Consider the following 19,924-nt stretch of genomic DNA (forward strand, 5'->3'; position numbering starts at 1 on the left):
TTCCTTGTATTGGCCAGGGCGCGGAATGTACCGGATCTACACCGCGGATAAAAGTTTGTCCGTATGCGTCGCAGGCAAAATCGTCGTGACAAACGATGCCGCCAATAGCTCCTGCGTATAAGGATGCCGCGCCGCCCTAAACAGCTCATCGGTCTGACCCTGTTCCACCACCTCACCCTCCTTCATCACAATCAGGTCATGGGCCAACGCCCGCACCACCGCCAGGTCATGACTGATGAACAGATAAGTCAGCCCATGCTCTTCCTGCAGTCGCCGCAATAAAGCAACGATCTGTTTTTGCACCGTGCGATCCAGCGCCGAGGTCGGCTCATCGAGCAAGATCAAATCCGGCTTGAGCACCAGCGCCCGGGCGATGGCAATCCGTTGGCGCTGGCCACCGGAAAACTCGTGGGGATAGCGATGACGGGTTGCCGGATCAAGCCCGACTTCACGCAGCACATCGATCACCGCCTGCTCACGCTCGGCAGCATTCAAATCACTGTGCACCTGCAAGCCTTCGGCAATGATCTGCTCGACGCACAGGCGCGGACTGAGGCTGCCGAACGGATCCTGAAACACCACTTGCAGGCGTTTGCGTAGCGGCCGCAGTTGCTTGCCACTCAGCTGCTCCAGCGCCTCACCTGCAAAACGAATGCTGCCCTCGGCGTCGATCAGCCGCAAAATCGCCTGGCCCAAGGTCGACTTGCCCGACCCCGACTCACCCACAATCCCCAAGGTTTTGCCGCGCTGCAGATTCAAATCGATGCCCTTGACCGCCTGCAGCCAGGTCTTCGGCCGCAGCCCGCCACCACCCAGGCGAAAGCGCACATACAGATCGCGCACCTGCAACAAATCCTGCGCCACATCCCGGCATAGCGCTTCGCCCCCCGGCTCGGCATTAAGCAACTCGATGCTGTAGGGATGCTGTGGCGCACGGAACAGTTGCTCGCACGGCGCCTGCTCGACGATCCGCCCACTGCGCATTACCGCCACTCGCTGTGCGATGGTGCGCACCAGATTCAGGTCATGGCTGATGATCAGCAGCGCCATGCCGAGCCGCTGCTGCAAGTCTTTGAGCAGCAACAGAATTCTGCGCTGCACCGTCACATCCAGCGCGGTGGTCGGCTCGTCGGCGATCAGCAGTTGCGGCTCGCAGGCCAGCGCCATGGCAATCATCACCCGCTGGCGTTGACCTCCGGAGAGTTGATGCGGATAGGCCTTGAGCCGTTCGCGCGGCTTCTGAATGCCGACCAGTTCCAGCAACTCAAGAATGCGCTCACGGGCTTGCGCGCCCGCCAGCCCTTTGTGCAGCGCCAGGCTCTCACCGAGTTGCCGTTCGATGGTGTGCAGCGGATTCAGCGAACTCATCGGCTCCTGAAAAATCATCGCGATCCGGTTGCCCCGTAACTGCCGCAGATAGCGCTCATGCACACCGAGCAGCTCTTCACCGGCATAACGAATGCTGCCATCGATCCGCGTGATGTTCGGGTCAAGCAATTGCAGGATGCTGTGGGCGGTCACCGATTTGCCGGAGCCAGACTCCCCGACCAGCGCCAGGCATTCGCCCGGACGAATATCGAGGTCGATGCCATGCACCACTGGCTGGCCGTTGAATGCCACACGCAGGTCGCGGATTTCAATCAAGTTATCGTTCATCTCAAGTCCTTGGATCAAACGCATCTCGGCAAGCCTCGCCGATGAACACCAACAGAGAAAGAATCAGCGCCAACGCAAAAAAAGCCGTCAGCCCCAACCACGGCGCTTGCAGATTGCTCTTGCCCTGACCGATCAGTTCGCCCAATGAAGCGCTGCCGGCGGGCATGCCGAAACCGAGAAAATCCAGCGCCGACAAGGTCGCGATCGCTCCGGTAAGAATGAACGGCAGATAGGTCAGGGTCGCACTCATGGCGTTGGGCAAAATGTGACGGCTGATCACCTGCGCATCGCCAACCCCCAGCGCCCGCGCGGCTTTCACGTATTCCAGACCGCGGCTGCGCAGGAACTCGGCGCGCACCACATCGACCAGACTCAGCCAGGAAAACAGCGCCATGATCCCCAACAGCCACCAGAAATTCGGCTCGACGAACCCGGACAGGATGATCAGCAGATACAACACCGGCAGCCCCGACCACACCTCCAGCAACCTTTGCCCGAGCAGATCGACCCAACCGCCGTAATAGCCTTGCAAGGCCCCGGCAGCAATGCCGATCAGCGCACTGGCGGCGGTCAGCGCCAAGGCAAACAGCAGCGACACCCGCGTACCGAAGATCACCCGCGCCAGCACATCCCGCGCCTGATCGTCGGTGCCCAGCCAGTTCTCGCCGCTCGGTGTACTCGGTGCCGGTTCAGTCAGGTCGTAATTCACCGTATCGAAACCGAACGGGATCGGCGCAAACCACATCCGCCCGCCCTGCCCCTCGATCAGTTGCCGCACCTGCGCGCTGCGATAGTCCGGCTGGAACGGCAGTTCGCCGCCGAAATCCTGCTCGGTGTAGCGCTTGAACGCCGGGAAGTACCACTGGCCCTGATACTCGACCATTAACGGTTTGTCATTGGCGATCAGCTCGCCGCCCAGGCTCAGGCCAAACAGCAGCAGAAACAGCCACAGTGACCACCAGCCACGCCGATGGGCCTTGAACCGCGTCCAACGGCGCTGTCCGATGGGAGATAGAGTCAACATCAGGCAGTCCTCGCGGTGAAGTCGATGCGCGGGTCGACCAGCGTGTAGCACAGGTCGCCGAGCAGTTTTATCAGCAGGCCGAACAGGGTGAAGATGAACAGCGAGCCGAACACCACCGGGTAGTCGCGCGACACGGCCGCCTCGTAGCTGAGACGGCCGAGGCCGTCGAGCGAGAAGATCACTTCGATCAGCAACGAACCGCCGAAAAACACCGTCACCAGTGCCTGCGGCAACCCGGCGACCACCAGCAGCATCGCGTTGCGAAACACGTGACCGTATAAAACCTGACGCTGGCTGAGACCCTTGGCCCGCGCCGTCACCACGTACAAGCGCGAGATCTCGTTGAGAAAACTGTTCTTGGTGAGGATCGTCAGCGTGGCGAATCCGCCGATCACCAGCGCCGTGACCGGCAGCACCAGATGCCAGAAGTAATCGGCCACTTTGCCCCACGGTGACAGCTCCGCGAAGTTGTCCGAGACCAGCCCGCGCACCGGAAACCAGTCCAGCGCGGTGCCGCCGGCGAACACGATGATCAGCAGCAGTGCGAACAGAAAACCCGGCATCGCGTAGCCGATGATGATCGCCACACTGCTCCAGACATCGAACGCCGATCCGTTGTGCACGGCCTTGCGGATGCCCAGCGGAATCGACACCAGATAAGTGATCAACGTGGCCCACAAGCCCAGCGACAAGGTCACCGGCAGCTTCTGCCAGATCAGTTCGGTGACGCTGGCACCACGGAAAAAGCTCTGACCGAAATCCAGCTGCGCGTAGCTTTTGAGCATCAGCCACAGGCGCTCACCGGCGGGTTTGTCGAAGCCGTACTGACGCTCGATATCGGCCACCAGTTTCGGGTCGAGACCCCGGGTGGCGCGGGATTCGCCACCGATGGTTTCGACATGGCCACCGCCCACCGCCGCGCCGACGCCGATACCCTGCAAGCGCGCGATCGCCTGTTCCACCGGGCCACCCGGCGCAGCCTGCACGATGACAAAATTGACCAGCAGAATGGCGAGCAAAGTTGGCACGATCAGCAGCAGACGCCGCAGGCTATAACCCCACATGGGCGTACTCCTTTTGCTGTTGCTGCATCTGTGCGGCCGTCAGTGCGGTCGGGCTGATTTCCCACCAGGTGTCGAGTCCGGCGTCGTACAAAGGCGCCGTCGCCGGGCGGCCGAAACGGTTCCACCACACCGTGGAAATCCCCGGTGGGTAGTAATTGGGGATCCAGTAATAACCCCACTGCAGCACCCGATCCAGGGCATGGGCATGGCGCAGCAGGCTTTCGCGATTGTCGGCCTGCACCAGACCTTCGAGCAGGGCATCGACGGCCGGATCGCGCAGCACCATGTAGTTGTTCGAGCCGGGATCGTCGGCGCCGTCGGAGCCGAAGTAATTGAACATCTCGCGCCCCGGCGCCTGACTCACCGGGTAGCCGACGACGATCATGTCGTAGTCGCGATTGCGCACGCGGTTGGTGTACTGCGCGGTGTCGACCTGGCGGATATTGAAGCCGATGCCGATCTGCGCCAGGTTGCGCTTGAACGGCAGCAGCAGCCGTTCAAAGCCCTTCTGACCGTTGAGAAAAGTGAACTGCAGCGGCTCGCCACTGGCATTCACCAACTGATCACCACGGGGTTTCCAGCCGGCGGCTTCCAGCAGCTTCAAGGCCTGCAACTGCTCGGCGCGGATGTTGCCGCTGCCGTCGGTTTTCGGCGCTTCGAAGACTTGGGTAAACACCTCGTCGGGGATCTTGCCGCGCCACGGTTCGAGAATTTTCAGCTCCTCGGCATCCGGTAACTCGGTGGCCGACAACGCACTGTGCGAGAAGTAACTGCGCTGGCGCAGGTACATGCTGCGCATCATTTGCCGATTGCTCCATTCGAAATCCCAGAGCATGGCAATCGCCTGACGTACCCGGCGATCCTGAAACAGCGGTTTCTGCAGATTGAACGCGAACCCTTGCGAGCCCTGCGCGGCACCCGGCGCCAGATGCTCGCGAAGCAATCTGCCCTGCTCCAGCGCCGCCCCGGCATAGCCGATGGTGTAACTGGTCGCGGAAAATTCGCGGTTATAGTCGAAGCCGCCAGCCTTGAGCACCTGCCTTGCAACATCGGTATCGGCGAAGAACTCCACGCTCAAATGATCGAAGTTATAGAGGCCGCGAGTGATCGGCAGATCCTTGGCCCACCAGTCGGCAACCCGCTGGAATTTCACACTGCGCCCGGCATCCACGGCGCTGATCCGGTACGGGCCACTGCCCGGCGGGATCTCGAAACCGGCGCCCTCGGCGAAATTGCGCGTACGCCACCAGTGCTCGGGCAACACCGGCAGCGTCGCCAGATCCAGTGGCAAGGTGCGGCTGTCGTTGTTCTTGAAGTTGAAGCGCACTTGTGTCGGCGATTCCACCACAACGTTGGCGACATCACGAAACTGCTGGCGATATTTGAGGCTGCCCTGAGTGGTGAACAGCTCGAAGGTGTAACGCACGTCTTGCGCGGTGATCGGCGTGCCGTCGTCGAAGCGCGCGTTGGGGTTGAGGTAGAAGCGCAGCCAGCGGCGATCTGCAGCCAGTTCCATCTGCTGCGCCACCAGGCCGTAGACGCTGTAGGGTTCGTCCTTGCTGCGATAGGCCAGCGGCGCGTAGAGCCAGCCGTCGATGTCGGCGACGCCGGTGCCTTTGTCGATGTAGGGAATCAGGTGATCGAACGGGCCGCTTTCCAGTGAAGAGCGGCGCAACGTTCCGCCCTTGGGAGCGTTGGGGTTAGCGTAGGCCAGGTGTTGAAAGTCCGGGGCGTATTTGGGGGCTTCGCCGTAGACCGTGAGGGCGGGTTGCGGGGCGGCCCAACTGAATGGGCTTAACAGCGCAAAAGCGCTGAACAGAATGAGCCTGGATAGCATTGGCAGATCCTTTTTGCACGGTGTTGCTACTGGCCTCTTCGCGAGCAAGCCCGCTCCCATAAGGAAGTTGTGCTCACCGCTGTTCCCCTGTGGGAGCGGGCTTGCTCGCGAAGGCGCCAGTACAGTCACCAAACGTCCTGCCTACCTGTGTTGTGCAACAGGCCGGCGATTTTTATAGGGCAGGCTTTAGATCAATAAGTGACTAAAACCCGCCCCCCTCTGGGCATTTTCAGAACTTGTAATTGACCCGCGTGTACAGCGTCCGGCCGAACGGGTCGCCGTATTTCGGGTCGTAGCCGCTCTGGAAGGTGTAGGTCTGGTTGCTGAACGGTGGCTCACGATCGAACAGGTTCTTCGCGCCGAGGGTTACGCTGAGGGTTTTGCGCCAGGTGTAGGTGCCAGCCAGATCCCAGACGTTGTACGAGCCGACGTAATCGTGGGTCTCGCGGTCGGAGTCGTGGTAGCCGCTGGTGTAGCGGTTGGTCAGGGCGATACCGTAGGGGCCGTAGTTCCAGCTGCCGGTCAGGCTGTGGCGCCAGCGGGCCACGGCACCCGCCGAGGAGAAGTCGCCGCCGCGGAAATCGCCGAGCTTGTCGATGTAGTCGCCCTTGAGCTGCTGCTGGTACTCGTACCGACTGACATAAGTGCCCTGCAGGCCGATCCCGAAGTTACCGTACGGAGTGCTCGGCAAACGGTAATCGAAGCTGACGTCGACGCCATTGGTCTTGATCTTGCCGAGGTTGGCCAGGCCCGTGACGATGTGATCGATGGAACCGTCAGGCTTGCGAATCAGGCGGTCCGGGTACAGCTCCGGGTTCTCGAACACCGCCGATTCCGGGAACTCCGCGATCTGGTTGGCGATGTTGATCCACCAGAAATCCAGCCCGGTGGTCAGGCGTTCGAACGGCTGATAGACGAAGCCGAGGGTAACGTTGCGTGCGGTTTCCGGGCTCAGGTCAGTGTTGCCACCGGTTCTGCTGTAGAACTGCTGGGCGCAGTCACGGTTGGCGATCCCGCCGTTGCTCGGGTTGCCGCCTGCGCACAGCCGAGGGTCGTTGTAGTTGGCGACCGTGAATGTGGTGAAGTTGGGGTTGTACAACTCGTACAGTGACGGCGCGCGGAAACCTTCACTGTAGGCGCCACGCACCACCAGTTCCTTGAACGGCTGGAAGCGGAACGAGTATTTCGGGTTGGTGGTGCTGCCAAAATCGCTGTACTTGTCGTGGCGCACGGCGGCGGACAATTCGAGGCTGTCGAGCACCGGCACGTTGACCTCGGCGTACTGCGCCGAGACGCTGCGATCCCCGGCGACACTGGCATTGGGGTCGACACCCAGGCTCTGCACGTCGGCGGCGAACTGGGCGAAGTCCTGATGGAAATCTTCCTTGCGGTATTCGCCACCCAGCGCCAGCGCCGAAGGGCCGGCACCGAACCAGTCACCGATCTCGCGGCTGACACGCCCGTCAATCGCCTTCACGCGGCCGACCGCCGTGCCGTAATCGCCGTCTACGGAATTGGCTGCCAGCAGCGCCTGCCCGGCAGCCGTCTGCGCACCGAACGGGTTGATGATGCCATTGGCAATGCCGGCGCTGACGGCGCGGTCGTTGACATAGCCGGCCTCGATACTATTGACCACTTTGTTCTGGTTGTACGACGCACCGACGTTGTAGTCCCAACCGACCACGCTGCCGTCAAAGCTCAGCAGCAAACGCTGCCCGGTGTTGTCGTCTTCATGCTGACGGGCGCCGACAGCACTTTCGCGCCAATTCACATCGACCGGTTGCGTCGGGTCGAGAGCGAAGCTGTTCGGGCCTGGGGTAATGCCGTTGCCGGGATAAAACGCCGTGCCGGGATTGACCTGGTTACCCATCAACGTGCCGGGACCGATCTGCGTGCGGTTTTCGTTGCGCGCCCAGAAGTATTCGAGGCTGACGTTGTGGTCGTCCGAAAGCTTGCCGGTTGCTTTGGCGAAGGCCGAGGTCTTCTCGGTTTCCGGCACAAGGTCGAGGTAGTTCCACAGACTCTGGCGGCAGATGCCATTGCGCGCCAGCAGGCCCGGGGCGTTGCAGCCGGAACTGGCCAGCGGGTTGGTGGCGTTGCTGCCCTGGCTCCAGTTCGCCGGTGATGCAGTGCCGGAGGTGTAATCGAGGCCGCGTCCAGGCTGATAGTTGTAGGTGTAGCCACGATCCTCGGCAGCCAGGCGTTGCTGCTTGTCATAACTGACCACGCCGAACACGTTGAAACGGTCATCCTGCAAATCGCCAAAGCCCCAACTGCCGCTGAAATTACGACTTTCACCACCGCCGGCATGGGTCGGCGTGTCGTAGTTGGTGCTGAGCTGCCCTTCGGTGAGGCTGGTCTTGGTGATGAAGTTGATCACCCCGCCGATCGCATCGGTGCCGTACAGCGCCGAGGCGCCATCACGCAGCACCTCGACACGATCGATGGCGGCGAACGGGATGGTATTCAGGTCAACCCCGGAACCATTGATCGCATTGGTCGCGTTGTTGCTCAGCCGCCGGCCATTGAGCAGCACCAAGGTCTTGTTCGGGCCGATGCCACGTAAATCCGCATACGACGCACCGCCGCTGCTCGAACCCACCGAACGCCCCGAGCCGACTGAGGACTGGTTTGCGGAAATCCGGCTCACCAGTTCTTCGGTGGTGGTCACGCCCTGCTCGCGCAGTTCTTCAACTCGCAGAATGGTGACCGGCACCGCTGTTTCAGCATCGACCCGGCGAATCGCCGTGCCGGTGACCTCGACTCGTTGCAGCTGGGTTGTCGGCTCGTCAGCGGCGACCGCCGGCAAGGTGTTGATTGCCAGCAGCAAGGCCAGGCTCAAACGAGATCGAACGGGTAAAAAATGGATCATGAACAGCCATCCCTGCGTTTTGGTTTATGCAGGGATGTGCAATGGACAGCAGCGTTTTATAGAGCCCGATTTAGACCGTTGGGTGATGAGGTTATGCAAAAAATGGCAGGCGTGGATCAAGCCAGTTCCCTTTCCTTCAGCAACCGGGTATCCAGCCCAAACCGCTCCTGGGAAACCATCTTGAACTGCCCCTCTGCCAATTCGCAGCTCACCAGCAGATTCCAGGAGTGCCGGGTCGCCGCTGAGGGGATCAGCACAAACGGATGCTCAGCGAGTAACGCATCGGCAAACAGTTGTTGATTGGGTGAAGGCTTTGCCGGGCTCAACCAGTAAGGATTCGGCACCTCCTCCGGCTGGACGATTTTCACCTTTGCTTCGCTGATGACCTCAAAGCACGTGAGTACATAACGTTCGCTGTCGAGCGCATCAAAACTGCGATTGGCTGCCACTTCCAGAATTGCCGAGGACGGATCGACTGATGCATAAACGACTCGCCGCCCGGGTATGTTCCATCGGCCACCATTGAGATTCGAACCCATCCCGCTGTCCCACGTCCCTCCGTAAATCTCGGGGTCCAGCCGCCAGGCATACCAATGCTCGTCCCAGGGCAAGGGATTCATGGGTAAACCCCGTATATCAGTTGCCCCAGATACTGCTCCACCATCTGAAACCCCAGTGAGTGACGGATAAACTCGAGGGGTACGCGACCGCTCAGGTAGGTGCTGGGTTTGCGCAGCCACTCTTCGGCCCGTGACTGCCTCCCGAAGGCGTGAATGGCCTTTTCCAGCACCAAGGCATATTGGTAGGCGACGACGCTCTGCTGGGGATCAAGCCGTACCGGTTTACCTTCCTTCAGTAATCGCCGTACGGTTCTGACCGACTTGCCGGTGATACGTTTGACCATATCGCCTTGCAGATACAGTTCAGAGGTTGAAAGCATGTTGACCACATCGTTCAGCTCAAAACCTTCGTCGGTAAGTTGAACGATCAGAAAGGCGTCGTCACCTATGTTCTGGCCATGCACGAGCAAGTCGACAGGTTTGCCCTCGGCCCTCTTCACACCCGTCAGCCGGGGTATCTTGACGCTGGGCATCGCGACCTCCTCCACGGGGCATCTGGCACGATCGTCACGCCATTGAAGGCGATGGGAATAAGCAGGCGTTTCGTATTCGAGGTGGTGAGTTCGCATGATCCATCCGTTATCAGAGGCCTGAGCGTCCAGGCCATGTACGACTTCAATGTCATGTCCGATGCTATAGATCGCGCTTCCGACGACCAACCTGAGAATGTCGTCGGAAATATCCCCACTTATGCGAAAACCCCACCTGTTTCCGTAGGACGTTACGGACGAATAACGCGTGCTCAACTGCCGAAGTGATAACTCACATCCAGCCACCACTGCCGCCCGTACGGGTCATAGTTACCGGTCGGGTAATACGGCCAGCCGGCCGAGTCATCGTGCTTGATCTGGTTGAGCACGTTGTTCACGGTCAGGCCGACACTGGCGCGGTCATTGAGCTTGTAGCGCGCACTGGCATTGAACACCGTCCATGGCGACAGACGCCCGTCGCCCGCGCCGTTGGTCACCGAGCCATAGCGAATGCCCATCAGCGTCGCCGTGGCTTTCTGGTAATCCCAGGTCAGACTGGCGTTGACCTTGCTGCGCCAGTCGTAATTGGTTCGCGAAGTGCGCCAGTCCTGAGTCGGCGCCTCGTCGGACTCCTTGTAGAAATGCGACAGCACCAGGGTGTAGCCCAGCGCCGAGCTGAATGCGCCGTACTGGCCGGCCCCCCAACGAATGTTGCTCTTGAAGTCCAGACCGCTGACCCGCTCGCTGGCGGCATTGATCGCATTGACTCGCACCCGTTGCAACTGGTTGGGATCGATAGCGGCATTGCCCGGGTTGCGGTCGATGCGCGCCAGGGTCGACTGGCAGTTGGCCGAGTTGATGTCCTGGGTGCCGTTGCGGCATTCGTTCTCTTGTTGCAGCAGGCGGTTTTCGTCGACGGTGGTCAGCAGGTCGTCGATCTCTACACGCCAGAAATCGGTGGAGAAATCGAAATTGCGCGACGGTGACCAGACAAAACCATAGGTCCAGGATTTACCGCGTTCGGACTCAAGGTCCGGGGTACCGCTCTGGGTGTAGTCGACCCGCCCGCGATCACACGCACCCTGCACACCCTGGCTGCAACCGTAATAGTCGATCTGCGCCGGGTAGTAACCGTTGCTGTCGGACTGATAGATGTAGTTCAGGTCCGGTGCGCGGAAACTGGTGCCATAGCTGCCACGCAGCAACAGGCTGGTGACCGGACGCCATTCAAGCCCAAGGTTATAGGTCTTCTGCTGCTCGCTGCGGCCACTGAATTTGTACTGGTCCCAACGCCCGGCGGCGGTGGCCAGCACGGTGTCGGTGACCGGAATGCTGAACTCGCCACCGGCCGCATAGCGCTTGCGCGAACCGCCGGAGCTTTGTGCCGGGCTCACGCCATAGAAAGTGCCGTCATTCAGACCGTCGTCCGGGTCGACGCGATATTCCTGCTTGCCCGCCTCCAGCACACCGGCAAATCCGACCGGACCGGCCGGCAAGTCAAACAGATCGCCGTTGACCGAGGCGTTGTAGCTGGTGGAAACCGACTTGCTGTTCTGGGTCAGGTTGCTGCGAAACTGATCCCATTCCTGTGGCGTCAGTGGGCGATCGAGACGCGAGGCATCGGGAGAGAACACCGGGTAACCGTTACGTGTGCCCAATTGCGGGCCGAGGTAGAAATCCTGAATCGATGACAGCGGTGTGTAGCGCGTGGTTCTGACGCTGCGATATTCCGAACGGTTGGCGGCCAGATCATAGCTCCAGCCGGTGTCGGCGATCTTGTCCGAGAGGCCGAGGGTGCCGGTCCACGACGTGTCGGTCCACTTGCTGTTGTTGCTGGTACGGCCACCGATTTCCTCTTCTCCGTAACGGCGATACCAGCGCTCAAGATTGCCGCTGTTCTGGTTGATGAAATCCGGTGAGGTGAAGGTCGGGCCCCGGGTGTTGTTCTGGATGTGATCGAGGCCATACATCAAGTCGGCAAACACCTGGCCGCTATCGCTGAAGTGCCACGTGCCGCGGGTGTAGCCGTCGTAGTTTTCCTTTTGCGTCTGGATCGTCCAGTAATCGTTGTACATCTGATCGGTGCGGCAGCGCCCACCGTTGTTCAACAGCTTGTTATCGAAAGTGCCTTGATAGGCACCGCAGCCGGGGCCGAGGTAGCGGTTGTTGCTCAGGTCGCGACGGTAACCGACGTCCGCCAGCGGGCCACTCTGCATGAAGCCTCGGTCGTCGGCCCAGATCGGATCGCGGTTGGTCAGCTCCAGGCCGAACAAGCCGTCGAAGTCGCCCCAACTGCCGCCGCCGCTGATTTGCAGGCGCTGATTGTCGCCACCGCCACGCTCGCTGGTGCCGCCCTTGAGGTTGACGTCAATGCCATTGATCTGCTTCTTGAGGATGATGTTGACCACCCCGGCAATCGCGTCCGAACCGTAGATCGCCGAGGCGCCGCTGCTGAGAATTTCGATGCGTTCGATGACCGCCGAGGGAATGTTCGCCAGGTTGGTGAAGTTGACCTTGCCGTCGTACGGCGTCGGATAATCGGCGACGCGTCGGCCGTTGATCAGCACCAGCGTGTGATTGGGGCCGAGTCCGCGCAGGTTGATCGCACTGGCCGCCGGCTGCCAGGTGTTGCCATAGTCTTCGCCCTGGGTCATGCCGGTGTTTTGCGTCTGGGTCGCCAGGGCGTCGTAGACGTTCTTGTAGCCACGCGCTTCCATCTCTTCGTGAGTGATGACGTTGACCGGGGTCGCACCATCGCTTTGCGCGCGAGCGATCCGCGAGCCGGTGACGGTGACTTTTTCCATGCGGTAATCGGCGCTGGTCGCTGGGGCCACGGCGCTGACTTTGGCCGCCACCGGCGTGTTCGCCTCGCCTTCGCGCACACTCAGGCCCTGGGCGCTCTGCTCGACTTGCAGGCCGCTGCCAAGCAACGCCTTCTCGACTGCCTGACGTCCACCCAACGCACCGCGCACCGCACTGCTGCGCTTGCCTTGCACCAGATTCTGGCTGAACGAGATCGGGACGCCGGTCTGACGCGAGATGTCCAGCAGGACCTCATCGAGCGGGCCGCTGGCGATGTCGAAGGTGTACACCTGGGCGGCAGAATCCTGCGCATGAACCACTGTCGGTCCGAGCCCCATCGCCAGTGCGGCGGCGAGGGTCAGGCGCGGTAATTGTTGTTTGAATGAAATCATCAAGGGCTTCCCTGTTGAAGGCGTCTGCAGGGAATGAGCAGCGGGCCGGCGCTTTTTATAGGGCGGCCATTAGGCCAAGAAGTTATGACGCTATAACCGTGCGCCGATGCTGACCCAGTACGGGTTGTGCCAGGTGACGTGGATCGGCAGCGAGCGCTCCAGCAGTTGCAGGGTGCGGTCGCTATCGTCCAGCGGATAGAGGCCGCTCAGACGCAGACCGGCCACTTCGGGGCTCAGGTGCAGGATGCCGCGTCGGTACGGGCGCAGGCCGTCGATCACTTCGCTCAACGGTCGGTCGCGCACTTCCAGGCGACCTTGTACCCAGGCGCTTTCCTGCCCTGTACTGCGCTCCAGAGCCAGAATGTCCTGTGCGTTGAACCGCAGACTCTCCCCCGCCTCCACCACCTGCCGCGCACCGCCGGCGGTAACTACTTCGACCTGCGAGTGCAGCATCACCAGGCGGGTGAAATCATCGTTTTGTTGCACGAGGAATTTCGTCCCCAACGCACGCATCCGACCGTGCTCGGTCTCGACCACGAATGGCCGCGCAGGATCCCTGGCGACATCCACCAACAACTCGCCCGTACGCAATGCCAACAAGCGCTGAACCGCATCGAATTGCGTCACTACGCGCGTCCGCGCATTCAGGCTCAGCGCACTGCCATCCTCCAGAGTGAAATCGCGCCGTTCGCCGGTGCCGGTCGCCAGTTCACCGGCTTCCGGCAGCCAGCCGTAGCGACGCCCGAGCAACCCGGCCAGCACCGCAATGCCGAGCACACTCAAGCTGCCGCTGAGAAAGCGCCGTCGACTCGACGGTGCGTTCAGGCTGTGCAGCAGGCTGTTACGCGGCAGCCCGCGCAAGGTCGGATTACGCAGCAGGTTAAGGCCGCCGCCCATTTGCTCGATGATCCGCTGGTGCCTTGGGTCGGCCGCACGCCACGCTTCAAACGCGGCACGCTCGCCAGCGCTGGCCTCGCCGGACTGCAACAGTGCCATCCACTGCGCTGCCTCATCGATCACCGCTTCGTCCGGCCTCATGCCTGCATCGCCTGATAGCAACGCTTGAAGGCCTCGACCATGTACTGCTGCACCCGGCTGGTGGAAACCCCCAGCCGTTCGCCGATTTCGCTGTAGGTCAAACCGTCGAGCTGATGGTAGAGAAACGCGGCTTTGGCCTTGGCCGACAAACCGTTGAGCAGGCGATCGACCGCCAGCAGCGCCTCGATCACCAGCGCCCGCTCCTCCGGCGATGGATGCACCGGTTCCGGCGCCAGTGCCAGGCTTTCCAGATAGGCGCGCTCCAGGTCCTGGCGGCGCCAACCTTCATAGACCAGCCGCCGGGCGATGGTGGTCAGCAGCGCCCGCGGCTCGCGAATGGCGGTCGGGTCCGGCAGGGCCAACACCCGTAGAAAGGTTTCCGATGCGATGTCTTGTGCACTGTGCGGGCAACCCAGCGTGCGGCCAACGGCAGCGCACAGCCAGCGATAGTCCTTTTGGAACATTTGCCCAATCATCCGGTAATGCGGGTTTTGAACATCACCCATGTCTTGCTCCCTGAAACGGGTCCCACCCGCTGCGAAAAACCATCGTTCTGCCGGGATCGTCCGGCTCCAGATCAGGGGGCGACTGTGCAATAGCGCTGCTTACATTTGAAGTAATTAAAAATCAGGATAAGCAAACTATTGAGAATAAGACGCGCCGTCGCCGCAGAAATATTGACTGACACAACGTTGATCCCGGTCAGTTGCCCGCCCTGAAGCACTCTCTAATCTGCGCGCTCCATCGAAAGCCAAGGACGGCTCACCGGGAGCCCGCGGCTATCCCTTCAAGGAAGAAAACCATGCGATCACTGAAGATTATTCTGCTGTCCTCGGCATTCAACGGCCTGACCCAACGCGCCTGGCTGGAGCTGCGCCAGGCCGGGCACTTGCCCAGCGTTGTGGTGTTCACCGATGAAGCCTCGGTGTGCGAACAGATCGAACACAGCGGCGCCGATCTGGTGATCTGCCCGTTCCTCAAGGACCGCGTGCCGCATGCGCTGTGGAGCAATGCCCGGCGTCCGGTGGTGATCATCCACCCCGGAATCGTCGGCGATCGTGGCGCCAGCGCGCTGGATTGGGCGATCAGCAATGAACTGACGCGCTGGGGCGTGACCGCCCTGCAAGCGGTGGAAGAAATGGACGCTGGCCCGGTCTGGGCCACCTGCGAATTCAATCTGCCGTCGGGCCTGCGCAAGTCCGAGCTGTACAACGGTCGGGTCAGCGATGCGGCGATTCGCTGTATTCGTGAAGTGGTCGAGAAATTCATCGACGGCGTGCAACCGGTCGCACTGGATTACACCGACCCCAAAGTCCGCGGCCGCTTGCAGCCGAACATGAAGCAGGACGACCGTACCTTCAGCTGGCACGACTGTTCGCGCTTCATCAAACGCTGCATCGACGCCGCCGACGGCCAGCCCGGGGTATTGGCGAGTCTGGCCGGCGGTCAGTATTACGTGTACGACGCGCACCTTGATCAGCGCACCGGCATTCCCGGTAAGATTCTCGCCGTGCATGACGACGCGGTGCTGGTCGCAACCGGCGATCACAGCTTGTGGATCGGCTCGCTGCGGCGCAAACCGCTACCCGGCGAAGAAACCTTCAAGCAACCGGCGCGGCATGTGCTGGCCGGGCAATTGGCCGACGTACCGACCCTCGACTGGTCGATTGCCAGCCAGCCGTTCAGCGACGAGGCCTATCAGCCGATCCGCTATCGCGAATCCGGGCATGTCGGTGAGCTGACGTTCGAGTTCTACAACGGCGCGATGAGCACCGAACAGTGCCAGCGCATGGTCGAGGCGCTGCGCTGGGCCAAGTCTCGGGACACTCGCGTGCTGTTGATCAAGGGCGGGCGCGGCAGCTTCTCCAACGGTGTGCACCTGAACGTGATCCAGGCTGCGCAGGACCCGGGTGCCGAAGCGTGGGCGAATATTCAGGCGATCGACGATGTCTGCGCCGAACTGCTCAGCGCGCGGCAACTGGTGGTCAGCGGCGTAACCGGCAATGCCGGGGCCGGCGGCGTGATGCTGGCGCTGGCCGCCGACATCGTGTTTGCCCGCGCCGACATCGTGCTCAATCCGCATTACAAGAGCATGGGCCTGTATGGCTCGGAATACTGGACCTACAGCCTGCCCCGCGCGGTCGGCCCGGCGATGGCCGAGCAACTGACCCAGGCCTGTCTGCCGGTCAGTGCCACGCAGGCGCTGCAACTGGGCATGGTCCAGGAAATCGGCCCGCGCTGCCCGGACGAGTTTTCGCTGTGGCTGCTGCAGAGGGCCAACGCAACGCTGAGCGATCCGACCTACGCCGCCGTGCGCGATCGCAAGTTGCGGGTCGATCAGGTGCTGATCCAGCAGTGCCGGGAAAACGAACTGCAGGAAATGCAGGAAGACATGCTCTACAACCGCAACCAGTTTGCCGAGAAGTGCCGCCACTTCGTCTACAAGCGCAAGGCCTGCGGCACACCGGCGCGGTTGGTGGAAGACTGGGCGCGGGTGCGCAAGGTTGAGTTGGCGGGTTGATCTTGTGGTGAACGGCGAACCTCTTCGCGAGCAAGCCCGCTCCCACAGGGGTACGGTGTCGTTCACAAAATCCATGGCCACCGCCCAACCCTGTGGGAGCCGGGCTTGCCCGCGAAGGCGGTGGATCAGGCAATTTTGGTTTGACGGTTCGCGACATCGATGGCCACCGCAGAGCCTTGCAGGAGTGAGCCTGCTCGCGATGAACGATGACGCGGTGGCGAGCCGGCACTTACAATGCCCGCACCTCAGACACCGGCCCGCCCATGGACATCGATCTCGCCCGCACCTTTCTGGAAATCGTTCGCCACGGCAGTCTCGCTGCGGCGGCGCAGAAGCTGTTCGTCACGCAGACGGCGATCACCGCCCGGGTGCAGAAACTTGAAAGTCAGTTGGGCAGTACGCTGTTCGTGCGCAACCGGGCCGGGGCGAAACTCACCGCCAATGGCGAAGCCTTCGTGGTCTATGCCAATCAACTGGTGCAGACCTGGGAAGCCGCACGGCGCGACCTGCCGCTGCTGGACGGTTATCACAACGTGCTGCACATCGGCGGCGAAGTCAGCCTGTGCAATCCGTTGATGCTCAGTTGGGCCGCCGAACTGCGCGAGAAGATCCCCGGGCATGCCCTGCGCATGGAAATCCGCGACGGCGAAAACCTCCTGCGTCAACTCGAACTTGGTGTGCTCGATGCCGCACTGGTCTATCAGCCCGAATACTGGCCGGGCCTGCAGGTCGAGCAGGTGTTGGAAGAGAAGTTGATTCTGGTGCGTGCGCCGAACCGCCCGGATCCCTACGTCTACATCGACTGGGGGCCGGATTTTCGTCGCCAGCACGACGCCGCCCTGCCGGACAAGGCCAAAGCCGCGCTGAGTTTCAACCTCGGCCCGCTGGCCCTGCAATACATCCTCGAACATGGCGGCAGCGGCTACTTCCGCACGCGCGTGGTGCGCAGCTATCTGGAAACCGGGGCGCTGGAAGCGGTGACCAAAGCCCCGGAATTCGGTTACCCGACCTATCTGGTGTACGCCCGCGAACGTGACTCGGCCACGCTGCAACAGGCCTTCGATCTGCTGCGCCAGGTGATCGCCACCGATGACGACTGGTCGCAACGCTGGAACCCGTTGAGCTGAATCGGCCGCTTTACACCGGAGCATGGCGCAAGTGACCTCAAGGTGCGGCCTGCACAAACGGCCGGATCGGCTAATCTGCCGGGTATAACAACAATACCCACAGGTGAACGCATTGAGGCAGACCACCGAGGCATTCCGCAGCCGCTACCGCGCGGCCATTCATCCGTTGTACAACCCGTGGCTGCATGGCGCCTTCGTGCTGCTGTTCGGCGTGCTGGCGATCGGCGCATTCTGGAGCAGCGCGCATCAGGTACAGCCGCTGGAATGGCTGAGCGTGCCGCTGACCCTGCTGTTCTTCAACTTCGGCGTGTACATGGTTCATCGCCATCTCGGCCATCACAAAAAGACTTTCGCCAAGCTGTTCTACGCCCGGCACGCCGGCGATCATCACAGCTTTTTCACCCCCGGCCACATGACCTATGACGGCGCTCGCGACTGGCGGGTGATTCTGTTTCCGGCCTGGCTGATCGTGGTGCATACGCTAGTCATTACCCTGCCGTTATGGTGGCTGCTCGCGCAGCTCAACACCAATGTCGCCGGGCTGTTCGGCGGCTGCATGGTGCTGGGCTATCTGGCCTACGAGGTGTTTCACGCCTGCGAGCATTTGCCACCGCACAACCTGCTGACCCGCCTGCCGTGGATCCGTCAGATGCGTCATCTGCATGAGTTGCATCACCGTCGCGAGCGCATGCAGGAACGCAATTTCAATATCGTTTTCCCGCTGATGGATTACCTGTTCGGCACCCTGTACTGGGAGCCGCAACCCGCCCCGTTGCGCTATTCGAGATCGCCCATGACCCGCATGCAGCACCAGATCGATATCGCCGGCGAGCCGATTGCCGTGCTCCGCTACGCCGCCAGCGTCAGCCACTGGCCCGAGTGGCACCCGTCGTCGCTGAAAATCGACGGCCCGCAAGGCCCGCTGCATGCCGGTGCGCGTTTCGAAGAAGACATTCATGCCGGTGGGCGCGCCGGCCATTTGCGCTGGGAGGTCACCGAGTACCTGCCCGGTCGACGCTGGTGCGCAAAAGCGCGCGGCGATCACGGTTTATCGCTGCTGCTGACCTACGAATGCGCGGCAGAAGCCGATGGCACGCGGTTCGTGCGCACCCTGGATTACCAATTCGATGGCCTGGGCATGCGCCTTGCCAATCGCGTGTTGCTCAAGCGCCGCATCGAACGTGAATCGGCGACCTCGATGCAGGCCCTGCGTGATATGGCGCTCAGACACTTGGCGCTGACGGGGCACCGTTCATGAAGCGCCTGCTGTCAGTGCTGGTGATCCTCGTCATCGCGTTTCTGCTGCTGATGCCGACCAAGGTGCAACCGGTGGCGTGGAAGCCGCCAGCGGCGCCGTCTCTGAGCGAAGGGCCGTACGCGGAAAACCAGCGGCTCAAGGCCGCCAAACAGGTAGGCCCGAGCGACATCGACGGCCCCGAAGCATTGCTGCTGGAGGGCGACTTCCTGATCACCGGCCTGCATGACGGGCGACTGATCCGCACCAGCCTCGATGGCAAGGAGCGCAAGGTGCTGACCGACACCGGCGGCCGGCCGCTGGGTCTGGCGCGGCATCCCAATGGTTTGCTGGTGATCGCCGATGCGGTCAAAGGTCTGCTGTCGCTCGACGCTCAGGGCCGATTGATTCCTCTGACCACCGAGGCCAATGGCCTGCCCTTCGGTTTTACCGACGATGTGGCGATCGACAAGTCCGGGCACTACGCCTATTTCAGCGACGCCAGCAGCCGCTGGAGCTATGGCCATGACGGCGAAGCGATCATCGAACACGCTGGCGACGGCCGTTTGCTGCGTTATGACTTTCAGACCGGCAAAACCAGCGTACTCCTCGACAAACTGGAGTTTGCCAACGGCGTGACCCTCGGCCCGGATGACGCCTATGTGCTGGTCAACGAAACCGGTGCCTACCGCATCAGCCGCTACTGGCTGACGGGGCCCAAGGCTGGCACCCATGACCTGTTCATCGACAACCTGCCCGGTCTGCCGGACAACCTCGCCTTCAACGGCAACAACCGCTTCTGGGTCGCGCTCTACGCGCCGCGCAGTGCCTTGCTCGATGGCACCGCCGGGCACCCGTTCGTACGCAAGATGATCGTGCGCGCGCTGACGGTGTTGCCCAAACCGGTGGAGAAACGCGGGTTTGTCCTGGGGCTGGATCTTGAGGGCAAGGTGATCGCCAATCTGCAAGACGCCAGCAGCGGAAATTACTCGCCGATCACCACGGCACGGGAATATGGGGACTGGCTGTATCTGGGGTCGCTGAAGGCCACGCACATGGCGCGATTGCCACTGGCGGATGCATTGAAATGATGCATGGCAAATGTGGGAGCGGGCTTGCTCGCGAAAGCGGTGTGTCAGGCAACAATGATTTCGCCTGTGCAGGCCTCTTCGCGAGCAAGCCCGCTCCCACACTGGGACTGGGTCAACTTTCACCACGGCACGGGAATATGGAGACTGGCTGTACTGGGGTCGCTGAAGGCCTCGCA

At 61.6% G+C, this 19,924-nt stretch carries 14 protein-coding genes; 4 read left to right on the forward strand and 10 right to left on the reverse strand.

The window, feature by feature from the left end; genetic code table 11:
* Window positions 1-36: 36 nt before the first annotated feature.
* The 10 genes from ACVHNU_RS12040 to ACVHNU_RS12085 form a co-directional block, all read right to left on the reverse strand.
* A complete protein-coding gene (locus ACVHNU_RS12040; RefSeq protein WP_473019829.1) occupies window positions 37-1,656 on the reverse strand; it encodes an ABC transporter ATP-binding protein in 1,620 nt (539 codons plus the stop codon).
* A gap of 1 nt (window position 1,657) precedes the next feature.
* Complete coding sequence (locus ACVHNU_RS12045; RefSeq protein WP_473019830.1) at window positions 1,658-2,680, reverse strand: ABC transporter permease; 1,023 nt, start codon at window positions 2,678-2,680, stop codon at window positions 1,658-1,660.
* Window positions 2,680-3,744 carry a microcin C ABC transporter permease YejB gene (locus ACVHNU_RS12050; protein WP_103484770.1) on the reverse strand — a complete coding sequence of 355 codons (1,065 nt, stop codon included), beginning with the start codon at window positions 3,742-3,744 and terminating at the stop codon, window positions 2,680-2,682. Before ACVHNU_RS12050 ends, ACVHNU_RS12045 begins: the two co-directional genes overlap by 1 nt.
* Window positions 3,731-5,581: an extracellular solute-binding protein gene (locus tag ACVHNU_RS12055; RefSeq protein ID WP_473019831.1), complete on the reverse strand. Its 1,851-nt coding sequence runs from the start codon at window positions 5,579-5,581 to the stop codon at window positions 3,731-3,733. Before ACVHNU_RS12055 ends, ACVHNU_RS12050 begins: the two co-directional genes overlap by 14 nt.
* 229 nt (window positions 5,582-5,810) lie before the next feature.
* Window positions 5,811-8,453 (reverse strand): TonB-dependent receptor, encoded by a 2,643-nt coding sequence (locus ACVHNU_RS12060; protein ID WP_103484772.1) that lies wholly within the window; start codon window positions 8,451-8,453, stop codon window positions 5,811-5,813.
* Window positions 8,454-8,569: 116 nt separating this feature from the next.
* A complete protein-coding gene (locus ACVHNU_RS12065; RefSeq protein WP_003225547.1) occupies window positions 8,570-9,073 on the reverse strand; it encodes an RES family NAD+ phosphorylase in 504 nt (167 codons plus the stop codon).
* Complete coding sequence (locus ACVHNU_RS12070) at window positions 9,070-9,546, reverse strand: antitoxin Xre/MbcA/ParS toxin-binding domain-containing protein (RefSeq protein ID WP_473019832.1); 477 nt, start codon at window positions 9,544-9,546, stop codon at window positions 9,070-9,072. Before ACVHNU_RS12070 ends, ACVHNU_RS12065 begins: the two co-directional genes overlap by 4 nt.
* A 269-nt stretch (window positions 9,547-9,815) precedes the next feature.
* Window positions 9,816-12,737, reverse strand: coding sequence for a TonB-dependent receptor domain-containing protein (locus tag ACVHNU_RS12075; protein WP_473019833.1), 2,922 nt, complete (start codon window positions 12,735-12,737; stop codon window positions 9,816-9,818).
* A 90-nt stretch (window positions 12,738-12,827) separates the two neighbouring features.
* The gene (locus ACVHNU_RS12080; RefSeq protein WP_338802162.1) at window positions 12,828-13,775 is read right to left on the reverse strand and encodes a FecR family protein; all 948 of its coding nucleotides are present in this window, start codon (window positions 13,773-13,775) and stop codon (window positions 12,828-12,830) included.
* On the reverse strand, window positions 13,772-14,281 hold the full coding sequence (locus tag ACVHNU_RS12085) for a sigma-70 family RNA polymerase sigma factor (RefSeq protein ID WP_003225554.1): 510 nt from the start codon (window positions 14,279-14,281) through the stop codon (window positions 13,772-13,774). Before ACVHNU_RS12085 ends, ACVHNU_RS12080 begins: the two co-directional genes overlap by 4 nt.
* 296 nt (window positions 14,282-14,577) lie before the next feature.
* Here ACVHNU_RS12085 and ACVHNU_RS12090 point away from each other — a divergent pair, with 296 nt between their 5' ends.
* The 4 genes from ACVHNU_RS12090 to ACVHNU_RS12105 all read left to right on the forward strand — a co-directional run bounded on the left by ACVHNU_RS12090 (window position 14,578) and on the right by ACVHNU_RS12105 (window position 19,748).
* Window positions 14,578-16,296, forward strand: coding sequence for a hydrogenase maturation protein (locus ACVHNU_RS12090; RefSeq protein ID WP_473019834.1), 1,719 nt, complete (start codon window positions 14,578-14,580; stop codon window positions 16,294-16,296).
* Between the two features lie 263 nt (window positions 16,297-16,559).
* On the forward strand, window positions 16,560-17,423 hold the full coding sequence (locus tag ACVHNU_RS12095) for a LysR family transcriptional regulator (protein WP_045122483.1): 864 nt from the start codon (window positions 16,560-16,562) through the stop codon (window positions 17,421-17,423).
* Between the two features lie 112 nt (window positions 17,424-17,535).
* The gene (locus ACVHNU_RS12100) at window positions 17,536-18,681 is read left to right on the forward strand and encodes a sterol desaturase/SRPBCC family protein (protein ID WP_473019835.1); all 1,146 of its coding nucleotides are present in this window, start codon (window positions 17,536-17,538) and stop codon (window positions 18,679-18,681) included.
* Window positions 18,678-19,748 (forward strand): SMP-30/gluconolactonase/LRE family protein, encoded by a 1,071-nt coding sequence (locus tag ACVHNU_RS12105; RefSeq protein ID WP_473019836.1) that lies wholly within the window; start codon window positions 18,678-18,680, stop codon window positions 19,746-19,748. The genes ACVHNU_RS12100 and ACVHNU_RS12105 overlap by 4 nt, the downstream gene beginning before the upstream one ends.
* Window positions 19,749-19,924 lie beyond the last annotated feature (176 nt).

The sequence above is a fragment of the Pseudomonas sp. Ors-4-3C genome, from assembly GCF_055755035.1.

What these genes read in the sequence shown, in the direction of transcription:
- ACVHNU_RS12070 (WP_473019832.1), bottom strand. Translation starts at nt 9,546, where the DNA reads ATGCCCAGCGTCAAGATACCCCGGCTGACGGGTGTGAAGAGGGCCGAG.
- ACVHNU_RS12060 (WP_103484772.1), bottom strand. Translation starts at nt 8,453, where the DNA reads ATGATCCATTTTTTACCCGTTCGATCTCGTTTGAGCCTGGCCTTGCTG.
- ACVHNU_RS12090 (WP_473019834.1), top strand. Translation starts at nt 14,578, where the DNA reads ATGCGATCACTGAAGATTATTCTGCTGTCCTCGGCATTCAACGGCCTG.
- ACVHNU_RS12080 (WP_338802162.1), bottom strand. Translation starts at nt 13,775, where the DNA reads ATGAGGCCGGACGAAGCGGTGATCGATGAGGCAGCGCAGTGGATGGCA.
- ACVHNU_RS12055 (WP_473019831.1), bottom strand. Translation starts at nt 5,581, where the DNA reads ATGCTATCCAGGCTCATTCTGTTCAGCGCTTTTGCGCTGTTAAGCCCA.
- ACVHNU_RS12065 (WP_003225547.1), bottom strand. Translation starts at nt 9,073, where the DNA reads ATGAATCCCTTGCCCTGGGACGAGCATTGGTATGCCTGGCGGCTGGAC.
- ACVHNU_RS12045 (WP_473019830.1), bottom strand. Translation starts at nt 2,680, where the DNA reads ATGTTGACTCTATCTCCCATCGGACAGCGCCGTTGGACGCGGTTCAAG.
- ACVHNU_RS12095 (WP_045122483.1), top strand. Translation starts at nt 16,560, where the DNA reads ATGGACATCGATCTCGCCCGCACCTTTCTGGAAATCGTTCGCCACGGC.
- ACVHNU_RS12050 (WP_103484770.1), bottom strand. Translation starts at nt 3,744, where the DNA reads ATGTGGGGTTATAGCCTGCGGCGTCTGCTGCTGATCGTGCCAACTTTG.
- ACVHNU_RS12040 (WP_473019829.1), bottom strand. Translation starts at nt 1,656, where the DNA reads ATGAACGATAACTTGATTGAAATCCGCGACCTGCGTGTGGCATTCAAC.
- ACVHNU_RS12075 (WP_473019833.1), bottom strand. Translation starts at nt 12,737, where the DNA reads ATGATTTCATTCAAACAACAATTACCGCGCCTGACCCTCGCCGCCGCA.
- ACVHNU_RS12105 (WP_473019836.1), top strand. Translation starts at nt 18,678, where the DNA reads ATGAAGCGCCTGCTGTCAGTGCTGGTGATCCTCGTCATCGCGTTTCTG.
- ACVHNU_RS12085 (WP_003225554.1), bottom strand. Translation starts at nt 14,281, where the DNA reads ATGGGTGATGTTCAAAACCCGCATTACCGGATGATTGGGCAAATGTTC.